18 protein-coding genes are annotated in these 24,580 nt (G+C 43.4%); 1 reads left to right on the plus strand and 17 read right to left on the minus strand.

The genetic code is table 11. The features are described from left to right. Positions 1-21: 21 nt before the first annotated feature. The 11 genes from NMM25_RS05500 to NMM25_RS05550 all read right to left on the minus strand — a co-directional run bounded on the left by NMM25_RS05500 (position 22) and on the right by NMM25_RS05550 (position 14,330). On the minus strand, positions 22-1,008 hold the full coding sequence (locus NMM25_RS05500) for a rhodanese-related sulfurtransferase (RefSeq protein WP_254736193.1): 987 nt from the start codon (positions 1,006-1,008) through the stop codon (positions 22-24). A gap of 131 nt (positions 1,009-1,139) precedes the next feature. Beyond that, positions 1,140-1,436, minus strand: a complete 297-nt coding sequence (locus NMM25_RS05505; protein WP_254736194.1) for a bacteriocin immunity protein — start codon at positions 1,434-1,436, stop codon at positions 1,140-1,142. A gap of 56 nt (positions 1,437-1,492) precedes the next feature. Then, on the minus strand, positions 1,493-2,182 hold the full coding sequence (locus NMM25_RS05510) for a CPBP family intramembrane glutamic endopeptidase (RefSeq protein WP_061421514.1): 690 nt from the start codon (positions 2,180-2,182) through the stop codon (positions 1,493-1,495). 160 nt (positions 2,183-2,342) lie between these two features. Next, positions 2,343-3,827, minus strand: coding sequence for an ABC transporter substrate-binding protein (locus NMM25_RS05515; RefSeq protein WP_254736195.1), 1,485 nt, complete (start codon positions 3,825-3,827; stop codon positions 2,343-2,345). A 108-nt stretch (positions 3,828-3,935) separates the two neighbouring features. After that, a complete protein-coding gene (locus tag NMM25_RS05520; RefSeq protein ID WP_000818344.1) occupies positions 3,936-4,859 on the minus strand; it encodes a carbohydrate ABC transporter permease in 924 nt (307 codons plus the stop codon). Positions 4,860-4,872: 13 nt separating this feature from the next. Beyond that, positions 4,873-5,802: a sugar ABC transporter permease gene (locus NMM25_RS05525; protein WP_000714584.1), complete on the minus strand. Its 930-nt coding sequence runs from the start codon at positions 5,800-5,802 to the stop codon at positions 4,873-4,875. A 200-nt stretch (positions 5,803-6,002) separates the two neighbouring features. Beyond that, positions 6,003-7,883, minus strand: coding sequence for a beta-N-acetylhexosaminidase (locus NMM25_RS05530; RefSeq protein WP_254736196.1), 1,881 nt, complete (start codon positions 7,881-7,883; stop codon positions 6,003-6,005). After that, positions 7,877-8,746 carry an ROK family protein gene (locus NMM25_RS05535; protein ID WP_254736197.1) on the minus strand — a complete coding sequence of 290 codons (870 nt, stop codon included), beginning with the start codon at positions 8,744-8,746 and terminating at the stop codon, positions 7,877-7,879. Before NMM25_RS05535 ends, NMM25_RS05530 begins: the two co-directional genes overlap by 7 nt. A gap of 99 nt (positions 8,747-8,845) precedes the next feature. Beyond that, on the minus strand, positions 8,846-11,491 hold the full coding sequence (locus NMM25_RS05540; RefSeq protein WP_254736198.1) for an alpha-mannosidase: 2,646 nt from the start codon (positions 11,489-11,491) through the stop codon (positions 8,846-8,848). A gap of 54 nt (positions 11,492-11,545) precedes the next feature. Further along, positions 11,546-12,826: a glycoside hydrolase family 125 protein gene (locus NMM25_RS05545; RefSeq protein WP_254736199.1), complete on the minus strand. Its 1,281-nt coding sequence runs from the start codon at positions 12,824-12,826 to the stop codon at positions 11,546-11,548. 130 nt (positions 12,827-12,956) lie between these two features. Continuing rightward, positions 12,957-14,330: a hypothetical protein gene (locus tag NMM25_RS05550; RefSeq protein ID WP_254736246.1), complete on the minus strand. Its 1,374-nt coding sequence runs from the start codon at positions 14,328-14,330 to the stop codon at positions 12,957-12,959. Positions 14,331-14,487: 157 nt separating this feature from the next. On the opposite strand from NMM25_RS05550, the gene NMM25_RS05555 reads away from it, so the two are divergent. Beyond that, entirely contained in the window at positions 14,488-16,575 is a 2,088-nt protein-coding gene (locus NMM25_RS05555; protein ID WP_254736200.1) for a GH92 family glycosyl hydrolase, read from the plus strand. A gap of 36 nt (positions 16,576-16,611) precedes the next feature. Here NMM25_RS05555 and NMM25_RS05560 read toward each other — a convergent pair whose 3' ends face one another. The 6 genes from NMM25_RS05560 to nt5e form a co-directional block, all read right to left on the minus strand. Continuing rightward, a complete protein-coding gene (locus NMM25_RS05560) occupies positions 16,612-18,291 on the minus strand; it encodes an alpha-L-fucosidase (RefSeq protein ID WP_254736247.1) in 1,680 nt (559 codons plus the stop codon). A gap of 524 nt (positions 18,292-18,815) precedes the next feature. Then, complete coding sequence (locus NMM25_RS05565; protein WP_254736201.1) at positions 18,816-20,321, minus strand: zinc ABC transporter substrate-binding protein AdcA; 1,506 nt, start codon at positions 20,319-20,321, stop codon at positions 18,816-18,818. Between the two features lie 9 nt (positions 20,322-20,330). Then, on the minus strand, positions 20,331-21,137 hold the full coding sequence (locus NMM25_RS05570) for a metal ABC transporter permease (protein ID WP_044021562.1): 807 nt from the start codon (positions 21,135-21,137) through the stop codon (positions 20,331-20,333). Then, positions 21,130-21,834, minus strand: coding sequence for a metal ABC transporter ATP-binding protein (locus tag NMM25_RS05575; RefSeq protein WP_001269480.1), 705 nt, complete (start codon positions 21,832-21,834; stop codon positions 21,130-21,132). Before NMM25_RS05575 ends, NMM25_RS05570 begins: the two co-directional genes overlap by 8 nt. Next, complete coding sequence (gene adcR, locus NMM25_RS05580) at positions 21,834-22,274, minus strand: zinc-dependent transcriptional regulator AdcR (RefSeq protein ID WP_001249328.1); 441 nt, start codon at positions 22,272-22,274, stop codon at positions 21,834-21,836. The genes NMM25_RS05575 and adcR overlap by 1 nt, the downstream gene beginning before the upstream one ends. A 148-nt stretch (positions 22,275-22,422) precedes the next feature. Next, entirely contained in the window at positions 22,423-24,483 is a 2,061-nt protein-coding gene (gene nt5e / locus NMM25_RS05585; protein ID WP_254736202.1) for a cell surface ecto-5'-nucleotidase Nt5e, read from the minus strand. Positions 24,484-24,580: the final 97 nt, after the last annotated feature.

Below are 24,580 nucleotides of genomic sequence, written 5' to 3' on the forward strand. Positions count from 1 at the left end.
GCCCCTAAGGACTGTTTGATGTTATACAGTAGCGACTTGGTCCAAGCTCTCACCGATAGCTGCTAGGCGCTCGATCACTTCTGCTTGTGTCAATTCATTTTCTGAAACATAGCGGTTTCGTGGGTGAACACGGCACTCGTGTGAGCATCCACGAAGGTACTTGTCTTCATTTTCTTCTGATGTTAGGATACGACGGTTACAGAAGGGATTTCCACAGTTGATATAGCGTTCACATGGTGTTCCATCAAACCAGTCTTTCCCTACGATGGTTGGGTTAACATGGTTGACATCGACTGCGATACGCTCATCAAAGACGTACATTTTTCCATCCCAAAGCTCGCCTTGAACTTCTGGGTCTTTACCGTAGGTTGCGATTCCTCCGTGCAATTGACCGACATCTTTGTAGCCTTCACGGACCATCCAGCCTGAGAATTTCTCACAGCGAACCCCACCTGTACAGTAAACCACAACACGCTTGTCCATGAATTTTTCCTTGTTGTCACGGACCCATTGTGGCAACTCACGGAAGTTGCGGATGTCTGGGCGGATAGCTCCACGGAAGTGTCCTAGATCGTACTCATAATCGTTACGTGTGTCAAGGACAACGGTATCTTCGTCAAGAAGGGCTTCTTTGAACTCTTTTGGAGACAAGTAAGCACCCGTCGTTTCAAGTGGGTTGATATCGTTGTCAAAATCGTTGTCTTCCAAACCAAGGTGGACAATTTCTTTCTTGTAGCGAACAAACATCTTCTTAAAAGCTTGTTCACTTTCTTCGTCAATCTTGAACCAGAGGTCTTCCATGCCTGGGAGGCTGTGAACGTAGTCCATGTATTTTTGAGTTGTTTCGTAATCACCTGAAACAGTTCCGTTGATTCCCTCGTCAGCGACTAGGATACGACCTTTGAGGCCGATTGATTTACAGAAAGCCAAGTGATCTGCCGCAAATTGCTCTGCATTTTCAATTGGAGTATAGAGGTAGTAAAGTAAGACACGAATATCTTTTGCCATAAGATTTGTTCTCTTTTCTATTCTTAAATTTTCAGAATTTTTCATTCAACTATACTAGTATACCCACTTGGGAAAACGAATGCAATTTATTTGACCGGAAATTATATAGAGAGACCTGCTACTGCACTTCATCAGTAACCATACCGAATCGCAGATAACTCTCTCAATTTTTTGATTTGCTTAGCTTGACTTTCTGACAAACCCAGCTTATTGTCAATCAACACACGTGAGATGTCAACGTTCATTTGGCTCAGAATAAATGGAGTAGAGGTTCCATCGTCCTTTAATCGTTTTTTATAAATCACTAACTGATTTTTCAAGGGAGTAAGTTGAGGCGCAGCCTTTATATCTTCCAATAGATGATCAATGATGGTCATCGCTTCACAACGTCTTTCACTTCCTCCAGCAAACCATTTTAATGGTGTCATACTTATTTTCCTCCTTAAATTGAAAAGCTATCATTCCTAACTCTCGTACCAATATTTTACCCAAATACCCTATGTAAAAAAGTCAGCAAAAATGGCAAGGTCGCTACAATATTATTAATCACATGCACTGCATAGGAAGGATAAATGCTCTTGGTATAGCGGGTCAAACCAGCAAAGATGATTCCAACTGTTGCAAAGACGAAGATATCTAACAGACTAGGCAGGCTTGAAAAATGAGGGAGAGCAAATAAAGTAGAAGGAAGAAGCAAATCAAGACCAAATCGCGAATGCTTAAAGAAAGCGTGTTGAAGTAATCCTCTATAGATTAACTCTTCCATCAGTGGCACTAGAAAGAACAGAGTTATATAGATACCTAGCTCAGCAAAGTTAGTCCCACTATAACCAATCAATACGGCCCAACCATCAGCAGTTGACTGAACATGTTTAGCTGTCTGAACGTTAAAAGAAATCTGGAACACTACCACTAATACTGTCAAAATCGAATACCAAAGCCATTTTTCTCTTGGAATGCGAAAGAGATAGCCATGGCCCGTCTTAACCAGAATCCAAATCATGACTCCGCTAAATAGCAAACTCAGGATATTTTGAATCCAGAAGAAATTGCCAATTTGGGAAGAAAATTGCCAATAGTTTTGGACGATAAGCGTCAGCTGGGAAAGGCCAAATACGAAAAATAGGTAAGAGAAGACAGCACTCATTTTGAAAAGAAGGCGATATTTTTTCATAATAAATCCCCTATAGATGTATGTGTATCACATCGCCTAAACTCTTAGAACTACTCTTTTCATTTTTACATCCTAAAAATCACTACCTCCCCTAGAGAACTAAGGAAGGTAGTGATCACATTTTTAGGAATTAGGAATGAATACACGAAATCAATCGAACTTATGATTTTTTGTTTTTCAAGAATTCATCGTATTGTTTTTGCATTTCGTTCAATACTTTTTCGTAGGCACCTTCAGATTTCAATTTTTCCATCAATTCTGGGATTGCTTTATCTGGGTCTACAGTACCAGTGTTGATAGCTGTATCGAATTGTTGCATTGTGTTAGAAATTGCTGAGATTTCAGATTTCACACTGTCAGTGTTAAAGATGAATCCAAGTGCTGGAGATTCTTTAGCTTCTGCCAATTGTTTCTTAGAATCTTCGATTTGTTGGTCTGTAACGTTTTCGTTGATGTAAAGAATCCAGTTGTTACCAGTGTTCCATCCACCCATGTGAGTGTTTCCTTTGTATCCATCAAGGACACGAATACGATTTTCTTTACCTTCAATTTTTTCCCAGTTCTTACCTTCTGGACCATAAACAAGACCGTTCAAGAGTTCTGCGTTCGTGTTCAAGAGGTTCAACACTTCCATTGATTTTTCTTTGTTCTTAGAGTTGTTTGAGATGACAAAGTTAGCAACTTGTGTTGTCTGGTTTTTCTTGATGAGGTTAGTAAATGGTTTGATTTGGATATCTTTGTTTGCAACACGTGAGAGCAAGCTGTTACCGTAGTCAGCTGGTCCTACTGTTTCTTCACGAACGAACCAAGTATCTTGTTGAAGGTCAAATGAAGTGTCGCTTGTTGCTACGTCTTTTGGAATGTATCCTTCTTCATAGAATTTGTGAAGAGTCTTCAAGTGTTCTTTGAAACGAGGCACTTCGTAACGGTTTACGATCTTAGTAGTATCTCCTTCAAGGTCGATAACAAATGGAAGTCCGTTTGGAACTGGGTAGTCAAAGTTATCAGATGGAATAAAGTTCTTCGTAACTGCAAATGGCACTACGTCTGGAGCTTTTTCTTTGATTTGTTTCAAGACTGGTTCAAGTGTTTCGTATGAAGTGACACCTGAAATGTCAATACCATATTTTTCAAGAAGAGTTCCGTTGAAGGCAAAGTTTTGAGATGATGCAACGTTAGCTGCAACTGGTACTGCATAGATCTTACCGTTTACAGTGTTCCCTTTGATGTAAGCTGGGTCAAGTGCTTTGTAAAGCTCTGCTCCTTCTTTTTTATACAATTCTGTCAAGTCAGCATAAGCACCTTTTTGAGCATTTACGACATAGTTAGATGCAAATGCGATATCATAATTTTCTCCAGATGATGTGATAACAGACATCTTCTTATCATAGTCACCCCATCCAAGGTATTGGATATCCAATTTAGCACCGACTTTTTCTTCGATGATTTTGTTTGCATTTTCTAGCAATTCATCCAAGTTGTCTGGTTTGTCACCGATTTGGTACATTTTAAGAACAGGTTTTTCACTTGAAGCAGTGTCAGCAGCTTTTTTGTTGTTACCTGTAAGGTTTCCACAAGCAGCAAGACCAGCAGCCAAAGCGACTACGCTAGCAGATGCAAAAGCATATTTTTTCCAGTTTTTCATGATAAAAACTCCTTTTTTTATTTTTAAACTTATAAACGATTTAATGATTTGTAACTTCAATCGCTATGATGAAGTTGGGAAGGGAGAAACGGTGTTTCTCAGCAAATGCTATTCTTTCACACCACCGATCGTCAAACCTTTAACAAAGTAGCGTTGGAAGAATGGATAGAGAATCGCGATTGGAAGGGTTGCAACGACAACCATAGCCATACGACCTGTTTCTTTTGGAAGAGCAACTCCCAGTTGACCAGATAGGCCGACTGCTTTTGCGATGTAGTCCATATTTTGCTGGATTTGCATGAGCAAATATTGCAATGGATACAAGTTATCACTCTTGATGTAAAGAAGGGCGTTGAACCAGTCGTTCCAGAAACCAAGAGCTGTCAAAAGCGTGATGGTTGCGATACCTGGAAGTGACAATGGCAAACAGATCTGGAAGAAGATCCGAGCTTCACTGGCACCATCGATACGAGCAGATTCGAGGATTGCTTCTGGAATGGTCTTCTTGAAGAAGGAACGCATCAAGATGATGTTGAATGGCGAGAGAAGCATTGGAACAATCAAGGCCCAAACGGTATCACCCAGTTGAAGCAGGCGAGTGACCACGATATAGCCTGGTACCAAACCAGCGTTGAACAACATACTAAGAAGAGCGAAGATCGTGAAGAATCTGCGGTACTTAAAGGTTGTCCGTGAGATAGCGTAGGCATAAGTTGTCGTGATGAAGACGTTGGTCACTGTTCCGACTACGGTTACAAAAACTGAGATAAAGAGCGCTTGGAGGATCTTATCTTTAAACTGAGCTAGGAACTGGAATCCATCTACACCAAATTTCGAAGGGAAAAAGCTATATCCATACTGGAGGATGCTCTTTTCGTCTGTCACCGAAATGATGATAACGAAGATAAAGGGCAAGATACAAGAAAGAGCGATCAAACCAGAGATGATACTAAAGAAGATATCTGCTTTCTTACTGAAGGAGTGAATGCCGACATTATCGATTTTTTCTTTTTTAATTTTCTTTTCTGCCATATTCTCCTCCTTTCTAGAACAAAGCGGAGTTTGGATCGACTCGTCTTGCAAGCAAGTTTGATAGGATAACCAGAATCAAACCGACTACGGATTGGTAAAGACCGGCTGCTGAAGCCATACCGATATCTGCTGTCTGAGTCAAACCATTAAAGACATAGACGTCCAAAACGTTAGTTACATTGTAAAGCTGACCAGCATTGTGTGGGATTTGATAGAAGAGACCAAAGTCTGCACGGAAGATATTTCCGACTGCAAGGATGGTCAAGACTGTCACAAGTGGAGTCAACTGAGGAATGGTTACGTTGCGAATGCGTTGCCACTTGCTAGCCCCGTCCACTGTTGCTGCTTCGTAGTAGGTTGGGTCAATTCCCATGATCGTCGCATAATACATGACACTGCTATATCCAAAGCCTTTCCAAATACCTAGGAAAAGGAGAAGGTATGGCCAAATGCCTAAGTCAGCGTAGAAGTTGACTTCCTTCATGCCAATGGATGTTAGGAAATGGTTGAAAACCCCTTTGTCAATGTTTAGGAAGGCATCTGTAAAGAAACTGATGATAACCCATGACAGGAAGTAAGGGAACAACATAGACGTTTGGAAAATCTTAACCATTCTCTTAGAGCGGAGCTCGCTGAGGATGATGGCAATCCCTACTGATACAATCAAACCGATAAAGATAAACCCGAGATTGTAAAGAACGGTATTTCGAGTGATGATAAAGGCATCTTTTGAACTAAACAAGAATCTGAAATTATCTAACCCGACCCATTTACTATTCACAATACTATCTATGAAACCATTACTGGTCATATGGTAGTCTTTAAAGGCGACCACATTCCCAAATACTGGAATGTAAAAGAATAGAATCAACCAGAGTGCCCCTGGTAAAACCATCAAGAGAAAGATCCAGTTATCTCTCAAGGTCTTTGAAAACTTTTTCATAATTTCCTCCCTTTTTATTCCTAAAAACTGATTTCATCGAATTTTTAGGTTTGATAACGATTACATTATTAGTATACTCCTATTTGAAGGCTAGGTTAAACTACTAATTATAGAAAAAACTCCACAAATTATTTTATGTGGAGAAGTTTTTTATAAGAAATAGGTTTCACGAGAAACACTCTGACTCGGAAAAAAGACCTTTAAGTCGTATAAATCGTTGAAGCTGTCGCAATGGTATGCCACTGGTTGGCTGTAGTTGCTGCGAAATCCTTGTCTGCATAGAAGTCAGTAAATGGTAGAATTCCAACTTCTAGCTCGTCGATGCGGTCAATTTGACCTGCCAGATAAGCCTCGATACGACTTTCTGCTCGCTTGATGCGTTGTAAGAGTCCGCCCATACGGATATCCACTGTATCCAAGCCAAAGACCTTGTTTTCTTTCAACCATTGGTGGCTAAAGAGTTTGTGGAAAGTTTCGATAGCGCTTCTCAATTTTGGTAATTCTTCTCTGGCGATTTCTCTCAGACTTTCTTTATCGTTTACTTGGTAGGCCTGACGAAGGCGTCGTCCCACATCGACTTTACTACTTAAAATCTGGTTCAACTGGGTCTGAGTTTCAAAGAGGTAAGCATAATTTCCTGCTTTTTCTTTGATTTCAGCAAGCGTCTCAGCAGCCTGAGCAAAGTGCGGTTTGTCCTGTTCAGGTGTCATGTGTCTATCAAGAATAGGGCAGAGAACATCCTGATAAAAGACATAGCGGTTGGGATTGATACCACTGAGATTACCTGGCAGGTCTGGCAAGAGGTTGGCAAGGTCAATCTGCATGAAGTCCTCAACTGATAGACCTGTATTGGTCTTGAAGTGAGCAGACAAACGGTCTAGGTCACTGCGGTAGCTGAGTTCAGCCCAGATTTGCAGACTTGGTAGGATAGAGAACTGGGCAGTTTCTCCACCATTGTCCCCCCAACCCGTCACAATGACTTCCTTGATCTGATTGGCACGACAGGCTTTATTGGCCTCCATAGCGATGAGACGGCTGAAATGGTTGTTGGGCGTAAAACCAATCCACTTCCAAGCCCCAACTGCAAAGGCGATATCCTGGCTAATCTTGTGGTGATTGCGGAAATTGCGATTGTATTTTTCCTCGCTATCCTGATAATAATCCCAGTAAACCAAGGTCACACGGTCTTTGAGACGGTCTAGGTAGACACGAGTTTCCTCAGGAATTTCCACATCACGGTCGTACTGACCATCCGCTGACATGAGTTTAAAGAACATATCACTCCACATCTGGCAGTGGAAACCATACTTGTCAGCAATATCCAGCACGCGCTCCAAGTGTTGACACATGAGGAGACTACGGTCCACAACACCGTTCAAAATGAGGTAGCGTCCCAAACCAACCAAATGGGCTTCGTCCATCCCGATATTGACCTTGCGTGTTTGTAGTTTAGATAGCGTCGCAAACATGCCGTCAATTAGGTCGTAAACTTTTTCTTCGCCTATGAGGAGAATATCTTCTACATCACGGAGCTCTTGCACTTCTTTGACACCCCATTTAACGAAGGCCGACAAATGAGCCAAGGTCTGGATGCAAGGCACAAAGGTCATGTCAAACTGCTGGGCGTAGGCTTCTATTTCCTGCAACTCCTCAGCCGAATAAGCTCCACGGAAATAACCAAAATAAGGTTGTCCTTCAATCTGGTAGGTATCTTCCATGTAAAGCTCAAAGGTTGAGTAGCCCATGAGAACCAAGACCTCAATCATCTGCTTGGCAGAAGCCACATTTAGCACCGCATTTCTCGAACAGTCTGCCATATAAGCCAAATCTTCATAAGCTGCTTGTTCTTCAATCTCTACCTTGTCACCTTCTGCTAGAGCCGTTACCAACAAGGACAAGGCACGATAAAGTTGGTGAGGTTTGCGGTAGGTCAATTGATAGTGACCACCCTCACCCTTGATAGAGATAGAGGCCTGGTCAGACTGAGTAACAGCCACTTCCACATCTGGTAGGGAAATGTGACTTTTTAAAACCTCAATAGCTTGCGCTTGTTTGGGACTAAGTCCTGTAAATCTTACCACTGATTTTCCTCCTGTAGCCAGTTGACAAGGGCACCGTAGAGATTGGCATCTGCATGATAGGTGCAAGCTTGGATAACTGGTGCGACCGTGTATTCTTCGTAGGTTTCGACAAATGCATCAACAGCTTTTTTGACGCCTTGGATAAAATCTGGATTTTGACTGATAGAGCCTCCCAGACTAATGACATCTGGATCGATGAGATACTGGATATTGAGCAAGCCTTGAGCCAGATTACGGTTCATGCGCTCAATGGCTTCTTGGCAAAGGGCATTGCCTGCTGCGGCCTCTTGGTAAATCTTGCGACCGTCCCAGTCAGTCTGACCTGACTTTTCAATTACGTAGCGGACCATATTTCCAGTTGACGCTAGTTGCGACCAGTTGTTGAGTTTTTCAGCAGGTGTAATGGTTGTCATGTAGCCAAACTCTCCCCCCAAGCCGTGGCGACCTCGGTGAAGTTTGCCATTGATAATCATGGCACCACCGATTCCAGTCCCAATCACGACACAGGCTGCATTTTCAATTTCTGGGTGAGCCAACAGTTCACTAAGTCCAACACAGTTGGCATCATTTTCTAGATGGACAGGTAGCTGATGATGAGCAAGGGCCTCATACCAAGAAAAACCGTGGATATAAGGTACAGCACTAATTCCCTCAATCACACCTGTTTCTTGATTGACCGCGCCTGGAACGCTCATGGCGATTCCACTATAATCTTGCTCTGCCAAGCGTTGGTCTAGCCAAGCTAGTAAATCCTCCAAACTTTCTGGCGTCGGAGTACTTGTCTTATCTAGTATTTTTCCATCAGAAGTCAGACTGGCAAACTTAATTCCAGTCCCTCCGATATCAATGGTTGCAATGGTCATTGTTCTTTACCGTAAAAAGGGGCGAATCAGCAGTTAGTCCTTACTCTTTCGCCCCTCCTTTCTATCTCATAGTATTAGTTATCAAACACTTTAAAACTGTTAAATGTCTTCTTTTTTGATCAATTCTGTGCGAATCTCTTGTGGTGCTAAGAGTCCTGAATGAACAGGATAAGGCCGCTCAAGCAAGTCCAAAATAGTTTGTTGGTGTTCTGATATACGCACATTTTCTTGACTCATATTGTAGTAACGGAGGACATATCCTTCTTCATTTTCAGCTACCTTAAAGGCTGTCGGGCAGACTTGTGGTAAGCTAAGCGCTGCATGACTCAAGAGGCTGCCCGTCGCTGCCACACTTCCTTCTTGTTTAGCAACTTGAAGACTAGTGAATGGTGTTTGGAAGGCTTTGGCACGACGGAAAGCGGAGAAGCGTTCCCCTGCTTGGTGGCATTCAAGTGCAAACTCGACTTCAAACTCACGCAAGCACTGAGCCTCTGGTGTCGGGAAGTAACCCCAGTCACCTAGCTCACCTGAGGCACGAAGAATGGTCACTGCAATAGTATCGTCTCCAAGGATTTCATACTCGTGCAATCCTTTATTAGCCACTGTCACCCCTTTTTCATCATCATAAAGGCTGACGAAGGCTTGTTGGTGTTGAGGATTTTCAGGATTTTCCCAAGAAGCAGCTGGTTTGTTTGATCGTGTCACCACCTCATAAATGCTTTCAGAGTCATTGCTTGGACGCGTGTTATGAGTCTTAACCAAGAGACGGATACGGTGGTCCTTGGCTGTGTTGGTAAAGCGAGTCTTGAAACGAATTTGTGGATTGTCAACAAAGACGGTCATCTCTGTTTCCAGAGGAAGGGTTGTCAATTCTTCTGAACGTCCAGCTTCACGCGTCATAAACTCGATGATACCTCTTTGTTCCGCATCCAGTTTTTCATCTGCACTTACTGGAATTGTCAATTCATGTTGGAGCAAGATCTTAGCAAAACGTGCTGTATTTTCCAAGACTTCACAGCCTTTGAGTTCTGCGTAGATAGGCTCTGTTCCTTTTGGTTGGAAATAGATGTACTCATTTCCAATGTCACCACGGTCTTCAAAGCGAATAACATCTTCATAAGCTTCATGAGTTGTCTTGTCGTAGACCGTGATGTTTTCATCCACACTTACCGTTACAAATGGCGTATCAATCACTCCATTTTGGTAAATACCGTCACGGTGTTCTTGTTCTCCTTCAAGCAATTGGAAGGTTGTCCAAGAAAGTGGTGCCAGATGAACCGGCACTGTCACGCGCACTTGTCGAGCAATGCGAGCCTGACGGAACTTGTCTTTTGGCAAATCATACTCAAAATTAGCTCCCAGATCTTCGATTTTCGCTTCTACAGCATGCCCTTCCAAGTCTTCGACACGGTAGCTTGGCAAGGTCAAGGCTGCCATCTTCTTATAGCCTTCTGTTGGGTGCAATTCTTTGAAATCACAAGTCGCTACATCAATCACGGTGCTGACTGTATCAACCTTGTCGTGCAAGCCTGTGTTGATGGCGGTAAAGAGATGGTCGCTTTGGGCTTCGTGGGTTGCGATTTTGCCCTTCCACTCGTTGAGAAGATTGGTCTTAACGAAGTTTCCAACTTGGTTGACCTTGGCAAAACGTGTTTCCATCTCACGGTGAACTTCGTCAATACTACAGCCACAGATACTATCATGGGGCGCATTTTGTAGAAGGACTTTCCAAGCATAGGTCAACTGGTCCTTGTGGTTATGTCCTCCAGTGATGACCGTCAATGGTTCTACGACTTGTTCTAGCAGGTTGCTATTTTCTTGGAAAGCTTGTTTAAGGTAAATACGGGATGAAGAAGTGTTGGCAAGCGTGTACCAACCGTCTGTTTCTTGACTGGTCAACTCACCCGTAACGGTAGATAGTTGCTCAGGCAGAGCACTTTCTACTGCGTGGATATAGTCATCAAAGGAACTATGCACAAAGGTCACATCTGGGAAGAGTTCATTTGCAACACGAATGGCTTCACTCAGATTGCGCTGTACAGGCTGGTGGTCACAGCCGTTCATCATCAACCATTGGTTGGTTGAAGCATAGTCACGCACGTCTGACAGTTTTTGTTTCCAAAAGGCTAGGGCTTCATCCTTATCAACAGGGATTTCATTCCCATTACTGTACCAGTTGGCAAAGAGGATACCGAGAACGCGACTTCCGTCCGCACCCTGCCAGTACATTTCTGAAAACTGGGAAGTAAACTGCGCATCTTCGAGGACTTGGTTGTCAAATCCAATTGGCTTCACACCACGGCCAAAGGCTGCCACGTGAATGCCTGATTTTTGAAGGATTTGAGGCGCTTGTCCCATATTTCCAAAGGTATCTGGGAAGTAACCAATCTGAGTGGATTTGCCCCATTTTGCACATTCTGCTTGACCAATCAAGGTATTGCGGACATTGGCTTCACTGGAGATCAAGTAGTCATCCTGCAAGATATAGAAAGGTCCAATCTTGAGCTTGCCTTGGTCGATGTAACCTTGGACTTTGTCGCGATTTTCAGGGCGAATCTCCAAGTAGTCATCAAGGACAATGGTTTGACCATCCAAGTGGAAGCTCTTGAACTCAGGGTCATTTTCAAAGAGATCAAAGAGATTGTCAAATAATTCCACCAACTGCATACGGTGGCTTTCAAAAGGCAAGTACCACTCACGGTCCCAGTGACTATGTGAGATAATATGTACAACAACATTTTCCATGAGTAAAACCTCATTCTAACTTAAATTTTTATTTCTATCTAATTAAAGAACTGACTAGCGAATATCCAGATAATCCAAGACCAACTCACAGAACATCATGTTGGCCCATGAGAACCATTCACGAGAGTAGAGAGTTGGATCGTCCACGTGGAAGCTTTCATGCATGACACCTGTGCCACCATCGCAGGCAACGAGCTGATCGAGCAAGAATTTCTTCTCCGCCTTATCTCTTGTTGTCAAGCCTTGGATAGAAAGGGCGATTGGCCAGATATAGCGATAGAAGGTATGAGAACTTCCGAGACCGCTAGCGTATTCTCCTTGGTAGAAGTATGGATTTTCAGGGCTCAGAATGGTACGACGAGTTGCTTGGTAAACCTCATCGTCAATCGCACAGTAACCAAGATATGGAGCAGCCAGTAGACTTGGCACGTTTGGATCATCCATGATGCTAGCATTTCCTAGACCATCCACTTCAAAGGCGTAAATCTTTTCACCTTTGCTGTTAGTGGTATAGGCGTAATTTTCAATGCCTTCTCGTATTTCAGACTGGAGACGCTTAGCGTCTGCGATAATACTCTCACTATCATCTAGGGCCAATGCTGCAAAGATTTCTTGCACATAACCCAAGACGACTACGGCAAACATATTGGATGGAATCAAATAGCTATACTGACAGCAGTCATCACTTGGACGGAAGGCTGACCAGGTCATGCCTGTCACGGCAAAGTCAGGTCCAAAGCCATCATTTACCAGAGTATCTTCCTTGCGGTCTGTATCCCGAACAAAACGATATGGAGAGTTGTTGTGGTCCTGCTCTACTTTCCAGAGATGAAGAATTTCCTTGGTCGCTGTGACAAAAGTGTCATCAAACTGACTGGTCTCACCAGTCTCTTTCCAAAGGAGATAAGCCAACTGTAAAGGATAGCAAAGCGAGTCCACCTCATACTTGCGCTCCCAAATCCAGCCGTTAAGATCTGTGTGATCGGTCTCATGGTGACCCTTCCAGTTCTCCTCAATGTTAAAGGAGTTGGCATAAGGATTCTTGAGCACCAAGGTCATCTGACGCTTGACCAAACCTGCAATGGTCTGACGCAAGAGAGGATCTCTTTTAGCCACATGAAGATAGGGTCTGAGTTGGGCAGTCGAATCACGAAGCCACATGGCAGGGATATCCCCTGTTAATACAAAGGTTGAACCATCTTCTAGGATTTCGACCGTATTGTCCAAGGTGTCGGTGTAACAACGCTCGAAAACATCGACCCACTCTGGATGGTCCTTAGCCCGCTCCGCCACTTCGTCCAGCCATTCTCTAACAATCTCTTTCGAATAAATCATAGTATTTTTTTCCTCTTTCAAACAAGTTTCATGTTCAGTATAAAAAAAAACGCCTCCAAAAGATATACACAAACTAAAGGCGTTTTGAAACAAACTTATGAAAAAAAGTTGGGGCTCTCCCCCAACTTTTCTATTCACTTTTCTTTTCGTCTTTTTTAACCTCTATCAAATGATACTCTTTTCTTTGAAGTTCTTCTTTTAACACTTCAAAATCTTCTAGCCCTCCACCATAGATTGGCCTTATACCCTCCTTAGCGACTAAATTGTCATCTTTCAATTCGTAACCATCGAAACCATAGTACTTGTAACTAACATTTGTAAATAAACTACCTTTACGCGTTACTTTATACACCGTAATTATATCAATGTCAGCACTTGACGTATTTCCTATTCCTGTAGTGATACCAATATAACTACCCTGAGGTTCTAAAGTATAGGTTTCGTTAGTACTATTCTTATTTAGCTCCTTGCTGTATGCATCATTTTTCTTCAATACATCAATTAAATTCTTCACATCTTTCGCATCTTTTAGACCTTCAACTGTTACTTCTACAGTTTTAGAGTCTACCACTTTTCCTTCTGCTTTCAAAGAATCGATACTTACGTCTTTCACTTTCAAAGTGACTTTGTCGCCATTTTTCAAGTTTCTTGGACGTCTACCATTTTCAAAATCAAAGTAGGCTTCATCCTTAGAATTTTTAGTGATTGTAATAGTGCCAGAACCGTTAAGTCCAGTGAATGTTACAGGTGTTTCTGTCAACAAGTCAGAAGCTGAAACCTTTTCATATTCTTTAAGATTTTCAACTTTGAAGGTTTTCTTTTCAGCTTTAAATGGTGAGTTTTTTGAGCTTGTTGTTACAGTGAACGTAACTTCGTCCCCATTTTTGAGACCATTTGTTTTGTCAAATTCATAATGGACACTACTAATCATCGCTTCTGCCTGTATCAATTTAGACGCCAACTTGCCATCTCTTGACACCTCTGCGTAAATAATAGGATCTTTTTTAGCCAAACCAGCTGCCTGATCTTTATTAAAGCCTACTTTTTGGTATGCTATTTCTGCTACTTTCTCAGCAATATCTTGACTATTATAAGTCACCGTTCCAGATTCTTCATAACCTGAAAACTCAACTTTGACGTCGCCAATCAAGCTTTTTGGTTGCGACTGGATAACATTGTATCCCACAAATGCCACAATAATAACGGCTACTGCCACAAGAGCTGCAATGATTTCTTTGCGTTTCGTTGCAAACAATCCTTTGGCTTTTTCAACTACTTGTTGAGCTGAAGCCTCAGCTGAAGCTTTTGCATCTTCTTTCTGTTCTGGCTTAGAATCTTTCTCTTCCACCACTTCTTCAGATTGGTCATCTTTTGCTTGCTCAGAAGCAGCTTCTCCCACAGTTTCTGGTTCTTGAGTAGCAACTGACTCCACATCCTCTACAGGCGTGTTTTCAACCTTCTCTACAGATTCTTCGTTATTCACATTATTTACCGAATCACTCATAAAAAATCCCCTTTTCTTTTTTATTGCCTCCATTCTAACAAAAGAATGAATATTTGTAAATTGTTAACCGAAATTTATAGGGGCATTTACTTTTTAAAATTCGTTTATTGACAATTTCATGTTATACTAAACAAAAACTCCCACAGAAAGCTTTTTTATGAAACCACTACTTGAAACCATCGATACCCGCTTTGGGACTGCTAGCAAGCATGCCTTTTCTCGAGGAAATACCCTGCCCTACACAGGCGTTCCTTTTGGGATGAATTATTTTGTGCCTCAGACCAGCGACCAGGAGGGAGCTTGGTTTTTCGATCCGCATCTGCCTATCTTTCAGGGGATTCGATTAACCCACCAGCCCAGTCCTTGGATTGGGGACTACTCTTGGCTCCTTCTGACACCTGTCATAGGCCAGCTAGGTGGAGACAGCCTCTTCCATCGTCAGTCTTCCTATGATATGGATAAGGCCTCTTTCCAACCTCATTATCTGAAGATTTTCTCCCTGCGCTATCAGATTGAAACCCAGCTTACACCGACTTGCTACGGCGCTTCTATTCGTTTCAAGCAAAAGCAAGGCAAGGCCCTCTCCCTCTACCTTCATGCAGCAGATGACCTAACAGTTGAGCAGGTAGATAAGCGGACTCTGACCCTAAGACAAGAAGGCAAAACAGAGACCAATAAAAATCCGCTGATACTCTTCACTGCCCTACAAATAAATACGGATATTCTTGCTGTCAACCAAGAAAGCGGAGACTGGCGAATTGACTTAGCAAGCAGTCAAGCCGAGATTCAACTAGCAACTTCTTTCATCTCCCCTTTTCAAGCTCTGCTTAATCTACCTCAAAAGGACTTTGATAGCTGTAAGGCAAGTGCCCAAGAAGACTGGGAAAATCTCCTCCATCGTTTTGATATCGTGGAGACAGGGGAAGCCAACCGAACCTTCTTTGATCACTGCCTTTACAGACTCTTCCTATTTCCTCAGACTTTTTATGAGGTTGATGAATCAGGGCAGGCCATCCACATGGATTTGTCTACTGGTACTGTCAAGCCTGGTGTTCTCTTTAGCAACAATGGTTTCTGGGATACCTTCCGCACTACCTTTCCCCTCTTTGCTCTTATCATACCGGAACACTATCGCCACTTTCTAGAAGGTTTCCTCAATAGCTACCGCGATACTGTTTTCCTTCCAAAATGGCTAGCCCCAGATGAACGCGGCATGATGCCAGGGACTCTATTGGACGGTATTATCGCAGATAGTGCCTGCAAGGAAATGGCTCCTGACTTGGAAGAAGAACTCCTCCAAGCCATGTTGGAGACAGCCACTAAGTCCGACCCTCTCGGCATCAATGGTCGTCACGGATTAACCCAATACCAAGAACTGGGCTACCTCTCTACCGACCACCACGAAAGTGTCAGCCACACCCTAGACTACGCCTATAGTGATTTTTGCATCGCCAGCTGTGCCGAAAAACTAGGGAAAACAGAGATTGCTAACACTTATAACACTTCTTCTCAAAATTTCCGTCATCTCTTTGACTCTGAGACAGGCTACATGCGAGCGCGAGATCGTCAAGGAAACTTCCGTCCTGACTTCTCTCCTTACAGTTGGGGACGTGACTACGCCGAATGTTCTGCCATTCAAGCGACTTTAGGTGTCTTACATGACATCCCAGGTTTGCGTCAACTGATGGGTGGAAAAGAAGTCTTTAGTCGCTACCTTTTGAAAGCCTGTCAGGATACTCCTCTCTTTGAAACAACTGGCTATGGTTACGAGATTCATGAAATGAGCGAGATGGCTACTGCTCCCTTTGGACAAGTCGCCATTTCCAACCAGCCTAGCTTCCACATACCTTATCTCTTTCGCTACAGCGACTACCCAGACTACACTGCTCTACTCATCAAAACCTTGCGTCAGAAAGCCTTTCACCCCAGCTGGGAAGCCTATCCTGGCGATGAGGACAATGGCAGCCTCTCGGCTTGGTACATCTGGTCGGCTCTCGGTTTTTATCCGACCTGTCCGGGCAAGCCCAGCTATGATCTCGGAGTCCCTCTCTTTGACCACCTCCGTATCTACCTAGCCAAGGAAAATAAATGGCTGGATATCCATGCCGAGCAAAACCACAGCCATTTCAACTTTGTCAAAGAATGCCGATTGGACAAGAACATAGTATCTAGCATTCAACACCAAGACCTCTTGAAAGCTGAGCAACTGACCTTCACCCTCAGCTGGCTACCAAATCACTCCTAACCAAAAGAACCTTTGCATCGCGCAAAGGCTCTTCTTTTATGAAACTTGGACCTGAAGCTGGTCAACCAGCTGCCCATCTACCGTCAAATTCAGATAAAAATCTAAGCTTTTATCTCCTGCAAAATACAAGGTTGGTAGCGTTAGCCTTTTTTCAGTCTCGCCAACTTGAAACGCAAGGACTTGAATCTCGTCCCGATAAACGACACCATGCACACCCGTCCCTGGTTGAATCGAAATCTTAGCTTCTAAAGGACTGCTAGATTCTATGCGCTTCACTGTAAAGTGGACATTTTCTCCCTTGATCACAGCCAGACTTTTTTCTGAGAACTCTAGTTGCTGAACAGCTTCTTTTTTTGACAAGCTAGGTGTTTTATAGAGTGAAATTTTGGCCAACAAAGGCAAAGCCTGTGTCTCTGTAATGGTCACACGTATCTTCTGCGCCTCAACGACTGATCCTCGTAAGAGACGTTTGTAGCCAACAGTATAACCAGAGCCAAACTCCTGCCAGGTACCATTCAACTCTACTTGAACATGAAAAGCGGCGATGCGTTGCCCCAGCTTCAAATCTTCTCTCAGCTCGATCACATCAAAAGTTTTAGATGTCCCTAAATCGAGCTCTAATTGGATTGGCAACTCTGCATCACTTGCCCAAGAACTAGCCTCCAGTCCATCTGTCAGATGATGACAAACAAAGTCTGGTGATAGAGCAGGGCCAGATACCTTGGCTCCCAAAGCCAAATCTTCCCTATAGAGCTCATCACGGTAGGCAGCAAATTCATAGAGACGCTGGATATCCTTTTCATCAAAGAGGCCATCTTGGTTCGGTGGGATATTAAGCAAGAGTGGAGTTCCCCGCCCTACCGAGTGAAAGTAGATTTCGACCAACTCCTCCAGAGACTTAGGATCCTGATCCTCATGGTAAAACCAGCCCGGCCGAAGAGAAACATCTGCCTCACCGATTGAAAATAGCGTCCCAAAGGGGTCTCCGTGCTGTAGATAATCTAATTCCGCCTCTGTCCCCAACTGGTCTGGCTTGACTTTTTGCCACAAGGGATCCCCTGCATAGCCTCGTTCATTTCCAATCCAGCGAATACTGGTTTCCTCAGTTGAGAAAATCAAACAATCGCCCTGCAAGTCACGAATGGTTTCAAACCAGGTCTCAAACTTATAGTTGACCTTCTGGGCCCCTTCTCCTCGAGCACCATCCATCCATACCTCAGCGAACTTCCCGGCATTGCCATAGGCAGAATTTGACAAGATCTCCTTCAATTGAGCCAGATAGTAGGCATTGTAGTCCGCTTCTCGGTCCACATGATAAAGGGGACTATAGGCATCCCAAGGAGATAAATAAACTCCCATATCCATGTCAAACTCAGTTGCGGCTTGAGAAACTTCAAGGAGCAAGTCCCCCTTTCCATCCCTCCAAGGGCTAGCCTTGACCGAATAATCTGTATGTGCTGTCGGATAGAGGACAAAACCATCGTGGTGCTTCACCACCAAAATCAGTTTTTTAAAACCTGTTTCTTTGAGTACCCGAACCCATTCACGCGCATCTAACTTGGTCGGGTTAAAACGCATAGGATCCTCTTGCCCACTTCCCCATTCTTGGTCATAAAAGGTATTGGGGCCAAAATGGATAAAGGCAGCTAGTTCATCCTCTAAATAAGCTAGCTGGGCCTGACTTGGTAATGGCCCATGTGGTTTTATGTTCGTCATCATCTCATATCTCTTTCTCTTGTTCACAAAGTTATCCACAACTTGTGGATAAGAAAACATACCTAAAAACTAGTCTTTTCAGACTCCAGCTTTTAGACTTGGAAGCCTTCACCCTAAACAGACCTTTGTCAAATAGCTTTATACTAAGGTTTCTACTAGTTCTCTAGCGAGTTACTAATGTACGGAACTATTATCAGGATACTTCAACACCATGGATTAGATATCATTCTTCCTCAGACTTATCCACAGATTGTGAATAAACTATTGTTCCGGACTGCTCTCTCCTTGACTATAACAAAAAGCGATAGTAGCGTCAATATGACTAAGATTTCTTCCTAAATCCCCTGAAAAGATTCTATAATTTGTACAATCGTAGCTTTTGCATTCGTCAGCTAGTTAGAAGCAGCCAGTAGAAAATGACTTCTTTACCACATTGTGAGCAGCACAGCTGTGGTACTATAATACCTAACAATCTAATCATTTATAGCAAAAAATCCCGCAGATTTGCGGGATTCTCTCTTGCATCAATGCGCCAACATTTCTTGGGCGATTTCTTGGCCAGATAGGTTATCTGGGTAGTAGGTTGGCCAGTTATCCATCTCTTCAAAGAGGGCTTCTTGGCTAGTACCTCCAAAGAAGATATGGAAATGTTCTGCCTTAACTGGGGCAATATTGTGGTCACTAAACTGAACATACTTGAACTGTCCAGCGTCCGCATCTGTCACTTCAAAGAGGAAGCGCACGCCACGATTGCCTTTCTTATAAGTCAAGATTTTCTTGCCGACATACTTGTAGGTGAATTTCTTGCTTTGCCCACCTTGAACAAATTCCATAGTGTTGTCCGTGATGTTGATTTTGGTCACATCTGTCTGATAGCCTTTTCTATAGTAGGCCTTGTACTCATCCTTGGTCATCTTACCAGTCAACTTAGCCTTGTAGTCAAAGACTTGATCAAAGGTCCCATCTTCAAGGAAAGGATAGACCGACTGCCAGTTACCAGCATAGTCACTCAAGGTGCGGTCCTTGACATCTGCATCCTCAAAGTAACCATTGTGAACTGTCTTGGTATTTTCTTCCTTCTCTGGCTCGATTTCTGGTCCTTCTTGGTCCGTTGTCTGCTTCAAAGCCTTGAGGTTTTTCTCCATCACGGAGATGTAGTCCTCACCGGCCTTGGTTGCTTCTTCTGTTAGACTTTCTAGCGGATTGAGCACGTCTAGTTTGACGCCAGTTTCTTTTGAGAGGGTATTGGCGAGGGCTTGTGAGGCATTTTCCTCAAAGTAGATATAAGAAATCTTGTTTTTCTTGATATACTCGGTCAATTCTGCCAAACGTGTTGCTGATGGTTCTGCATCTGGTGAGAGACCTGAGATGGATACTTGCTTGAGACCATAGTCCAAGGCAAGGTAGTTAAAGGCAGCGTGCTGGGTCACAAAGCTCTTTTGTTTGGCTTGAGACAAGCCATCTGTGTATGCTTTGTCCAAGGCTTGCAATTTTTCGATATAGGAAGCTGCATTCTTCTCAAAAGTCTCTTTTTTATCAGGATAATCTGCTGACAAGCTGTCACGGATATGCTCTACCAGTTTGATGGCGCGTGCTGGTGAAAGCCAAACGTGGGGATCGTAGTCGTGATGGTGACCCTCACCACCATGATCATGCCCTTCCTCTTCTTCCTCACCACCTGGCAAGAGGAGCATATCACCTGTCGCCTTGATGGTTTTCACCTTTTTCTTATCCAAGGATTCTAACAATTTTGGAACCCAAGTTTCCATGTTTTCATTTTCATAGACAAAGGTATCTGCATCTTGGATTTTAGCAACTCCCTTGGCAGACGGTTCGTATTCGTGAGGTTCTGTACCAGCACCAATTAGAAGTTCTACATTAGCAGTATCTCCTGCGACTTGTTTGGTAAATTCGTAGACAGGATAAAAGGTTGTCACGATATTTAGCTTCCCATCTGCCTGCTTTTGATTGGAACAAGCCACTAAAAACAAGGCACATAGACTAGCTAGTAGTAAGCTAATTTTTTTCATTTCATTCTCCTATTTGATAAAACGTTTCAGTAGACTGACTAACAAAAAGACAGCTACAAAGATAATGGTGATACTAGCGCTAGCAGGGGTTTCCGCATAGTAGGAAATGTAAAGTCCTGCTACCATTCCCAAAAAGCCAATAGCGCTGGCTAGTAACATAACGGATTTGAAGTTTTTCCCCAGACGAAGGGCAATGCTAGCTGGCAAGACCATAATGGTCGACACCAAAAGGGCTCCTGCAGCTGGAATCATAAGGGCAATGGCCACCCCTGTCACCATATTAAAGAGGATAGACATGGTACGAACTGGCAAGCCATCCACAAAGGCCGTGTCCTCATCAAAGGTCAGGATATACATTGGTCGCAAGAATAAGAAAGTCAAGAGTAAAACGACCGCAGCAATGGCAAAGAGGAACATCACCTGCTCCTGGCTAATGGTCACAATCGAACCAAAGAGATATTGGTCCAAACTCATGGAACTAGAACTTTTACCCTTACTCATCACGATAAGGGAGACTGCAAGCCCTGTAGACATGAGGATGGCAGTCCCGATTTCCATAAAGTTCTTATAGACTGTACGGAGATACTCCAGAAAGACAGCAGCGATCAAGACAATAGCAATGGTTGAAATAGTTGGAGAAATCCCCAAAACCAGACCAAAGGCTACCCCTGATAGAGAAACGTGACTGAGGGTATCGCTCATGAGACTCTGACGACGTAAGATAAGGAAGGTCCCAAGAACTGGTGAAAAGAGACTCATGGCAATGACAGCCAAGAAGGCCCGCTGCATAAAGTCATAAGATAGTAAACTAAGCATGGTCCACCTCCTGGTCACTCTCGTGAACGTTGAAACAACGCCATGGCGAGTCTTGGTTACGCACTAAGTGAATATTGCGGTCTGCGTAGGCCTTGACCTCCTCAGGGTCATGTGTAATCATCAAAACGGCCTTACCATGATGGTGGGCACTGTGGTGCATGAGTTCGTAAAATTCATTTTTGCTCCCCGCATCCATCCCTGTTGTCGGCTCATCCAAGACAAAGATATCTGGGTCCGAAGCAAACATCCGTGCAATCACTGCCCGTTGCTTTTGCCCTCCAGAGAGGGAACCAATTCGTTTGTCACGGTGTTCCCACATACCAACTGAGTCTAGACTGGCCTTGATATGCTCCTCATCGTGGGCGTTCAAACGACGGAACCAGCCCTTGCGCGGATAGCGACCCGACTTGACAAATTCATAAACCGTACTTGGAAAGCCAGCATTAAAACTGGCTATCTGCTGGGGAAGATAAGCTATTCTTAGTTTTTTACCATGAGTATTTGTCTTTGAGATGGTTACCTTGCCAAATCTTGGCTGCAAGATGCCTAGACTAGCCTTAATAAGCGTCGTCTTGGCAGCTCCATTTTCACCAGTCAGGGTGACAAACTCCCCACTATCAACACTGTAGTTGATGTGCTCGAGGACAGGTTCTTTGTCATAATAGAAAGACAAATCCTCTACTGTAATATACCGCATTATTTGATTTCTCCTACTAAAGCAGTTAAAAACCGCTGGATAACTTCTTGTTCATTTGGAGTAAACTGACTTGCTACTTGTTCATAGGCTAAGAGCGTGTGTTCATGATGATGGTGGTGTTCCTCTGCCACTGGTCGGGCTAGTTCTGTCAGTTGGTAAAAAATCACACGTGCATCTTTTGGATCTCTAGATGTCTCTAACATGCCCTCTTTGACCAAAGACTTGATAGCCTTGGTCACTGCCGCCTGACTGACATTGAGGCGACGGGCCAACTCCGAGTTGGTTAGGGATTCTTCGGACAAGAGCATGAGGATGTGTTCCTGAGTATTGGTCAAGGCAACGTCACTGGTGCAATGCCCGATTAGAATTTCATGCTGGTTCTCAGATCTTAAGATCACCTCGTTTAAAAAGTTATCGATTTCCTGTGCAAGCTGTCTCATGTGTTACTCCTCCCCTAGCTATCTTTTTCGTAAAAAATAGAGATAGCCACCGATCCTTTACTGGTTAATTATATCATAAACCAAAAAAGAGTCAAGGGAAAAAGGCGTAAAAACGTTTCCCTTGACTCTTCTAGATGTGAAATTTAACCTATTTTAGCTTTGGTTTTCGGCTCGATAAGATACCTGCCAAACCAGCTACCATTCCCATCAAGAGCAAGAAGATGGACTGTTCACTTCCTGTATTTGGGAGAGCTTTTTCTGAGACAACTGCCTTCTTGCTAAATTGACCTGCCACCTCATAAGTCAGTGGTACATTTGTAGTCGCATCGCTAGCAGCTGCATTCGTTTGAGGCGTTTCTACTGGCAGACTAAAGTCTTTAGAATCCACAGAAATCGTCCGTGAGTTCGGATTGATCTTTTCATACTGGGTCAAATCAGCGGTTTTAAGATACTCTTCAAAGGCTGCATCCATAGAAGGACCTTCTTCACGCGCGCCACCCAACATAGTGTAGCCATCACCACCTGCAGCTAGGAAATCATTGGTTGCAAGATAGTAGGTTTTTGCGAGGTCCAGAAGATCATAACGACCTGTTGCACGGTTTTTAACCTGGATGGCCAAGACACGTTTGCCTGATGGTAGGTTGGTATCATAGTAGACCTTCACACCCGAAACTTGCAAGAAACCACCACTTGGCTCTAACAATGGTTGCCCGTTCTCATCCAAGACCTTCTTGCCATCCTTATCGACCTGCAAGATAGATCCGAGTGATTTTTCAAACATATCCAAAACTTGTTGCCCCGTCACTTGGATTTGTGAGATGGTATTTCCAAATGGAAGAACGGCAATGACATTTCCTTTAGTGATTAGTTTGCCTTTTACAATGGTTTCACGCAAGCCACCACCATTTGTCACAGCGATGTCTGTCGGATGGCTAAATCCTGTCTGACCATACTGATAGAGGGAGTCCGCTACGACGTTTCCGAGGTTGGTTTCACGAACCCGAACATTTTCACGATCACCGTTTAGTTCTACAGGGCTGTTTGAGACAATCTCAACTGCATTTTCAGCATCGTATTTTTGTTTAATGTCTTTGACTAGTTTTTCAACTGTTGGATTGGCAGTCAGTTTCTTAGCATCAGCAGCCGGAATCTGAGTTGGATTGCCCAAAAGCTGGCGTGATTTGTAGGTGATTTTTCCTACATTATGAAGATAGCTTCCCGTCTGGTTATAGGTAACATTATCTCCATAGATCGTTGATTCTACTGTATGAGAGTGACCGTCGATTACTGTTACGCGTTTCCCTTTCAAACGAGGATTTTTAGACAAGGCTTCTGCCAAAGTTGAACCACGCCATTCTACTGGGGTTGTGGTATCCACACCCAAGTGAGCCAGCACAACATAGTGTTTGTAGTCCTTACCTTCTGCACGAGCCTTGGCTTGAACTTCTTCGATGACCTTATTGACTTCAGAGATTGGATCTGTAAAAGTTACCCCTTTGACATTTTTAGGGTGAGTTTTGGTAGCTGTTTCAGGTGTTGTCACGCCGATTACAACAAACTCATCACCTTCCACAGTCTTATCTTTATCAACGATTGTAGAAGCTTCAAAGAGACGAGCTCCATTGACATAAGTATTTGAGCTAAGTAATGGGAATTTCAAGATTTCCTTGTATTTTTTAACTTCATCAAGACCAAAGTCAAACTCATGGTTTCCTACTGCCATGGCATCATACTGCATCTGATTGAGAATTTCAGCGCGTGCTTCACCCTTAGTAGAGTTGGAAATCGGTAAACCTTGGAAAGCGTCTCCCGCGTCAACAACCAGAGTATTTTGATTTGACTTCGCACGCTCCTGCTCAATGACAGTCGCTAACTTGGCATCTCCAATTACTCCTTTTTCCTCTACAATACGACCATGGACATCATTGGTGTGTAAGATAACGGTGTCCTTTTCTTCGCTTTTAGTAGATTCAGCAGGAGCTGACGGAGTTTCTGCAGGTGCAACTGCTTCTGAAGTTGCCGAAGTTGCTGAAGTTTCCGGTACCACAGGGCTCTCAACAGGAGCTGGAGTCGCCGACGTAGCAGGAGTCGCTACGACAGCTGAACTTTCTGCAGGAGTTGTTGCTTCTTCAGCGTATACTTGTCCAGCTAAGAAGGCTGGAGCTAACAGGGCTGTCGATAAGACAGGTAATAAAGAACGTTTGTTCATTTTAAAATCCCTTTCTTTTCTTTTTCTCTTTTATATTATACGCTATTTCTAAAAATTTTGAAACTTTTGACCTATTTTCATCTTAAATATTCGCCAT

Origin of the sequence: Streptococcus sp. CF10-1 (genome assembly GCF_024295825.1) — a bacterium.
In the GTDB taxonomy this organism is placed as follows: Bacteria; Bacillota; Bacilli; order Lactobacillales; family Streptococcaceae; genus Streptococcus.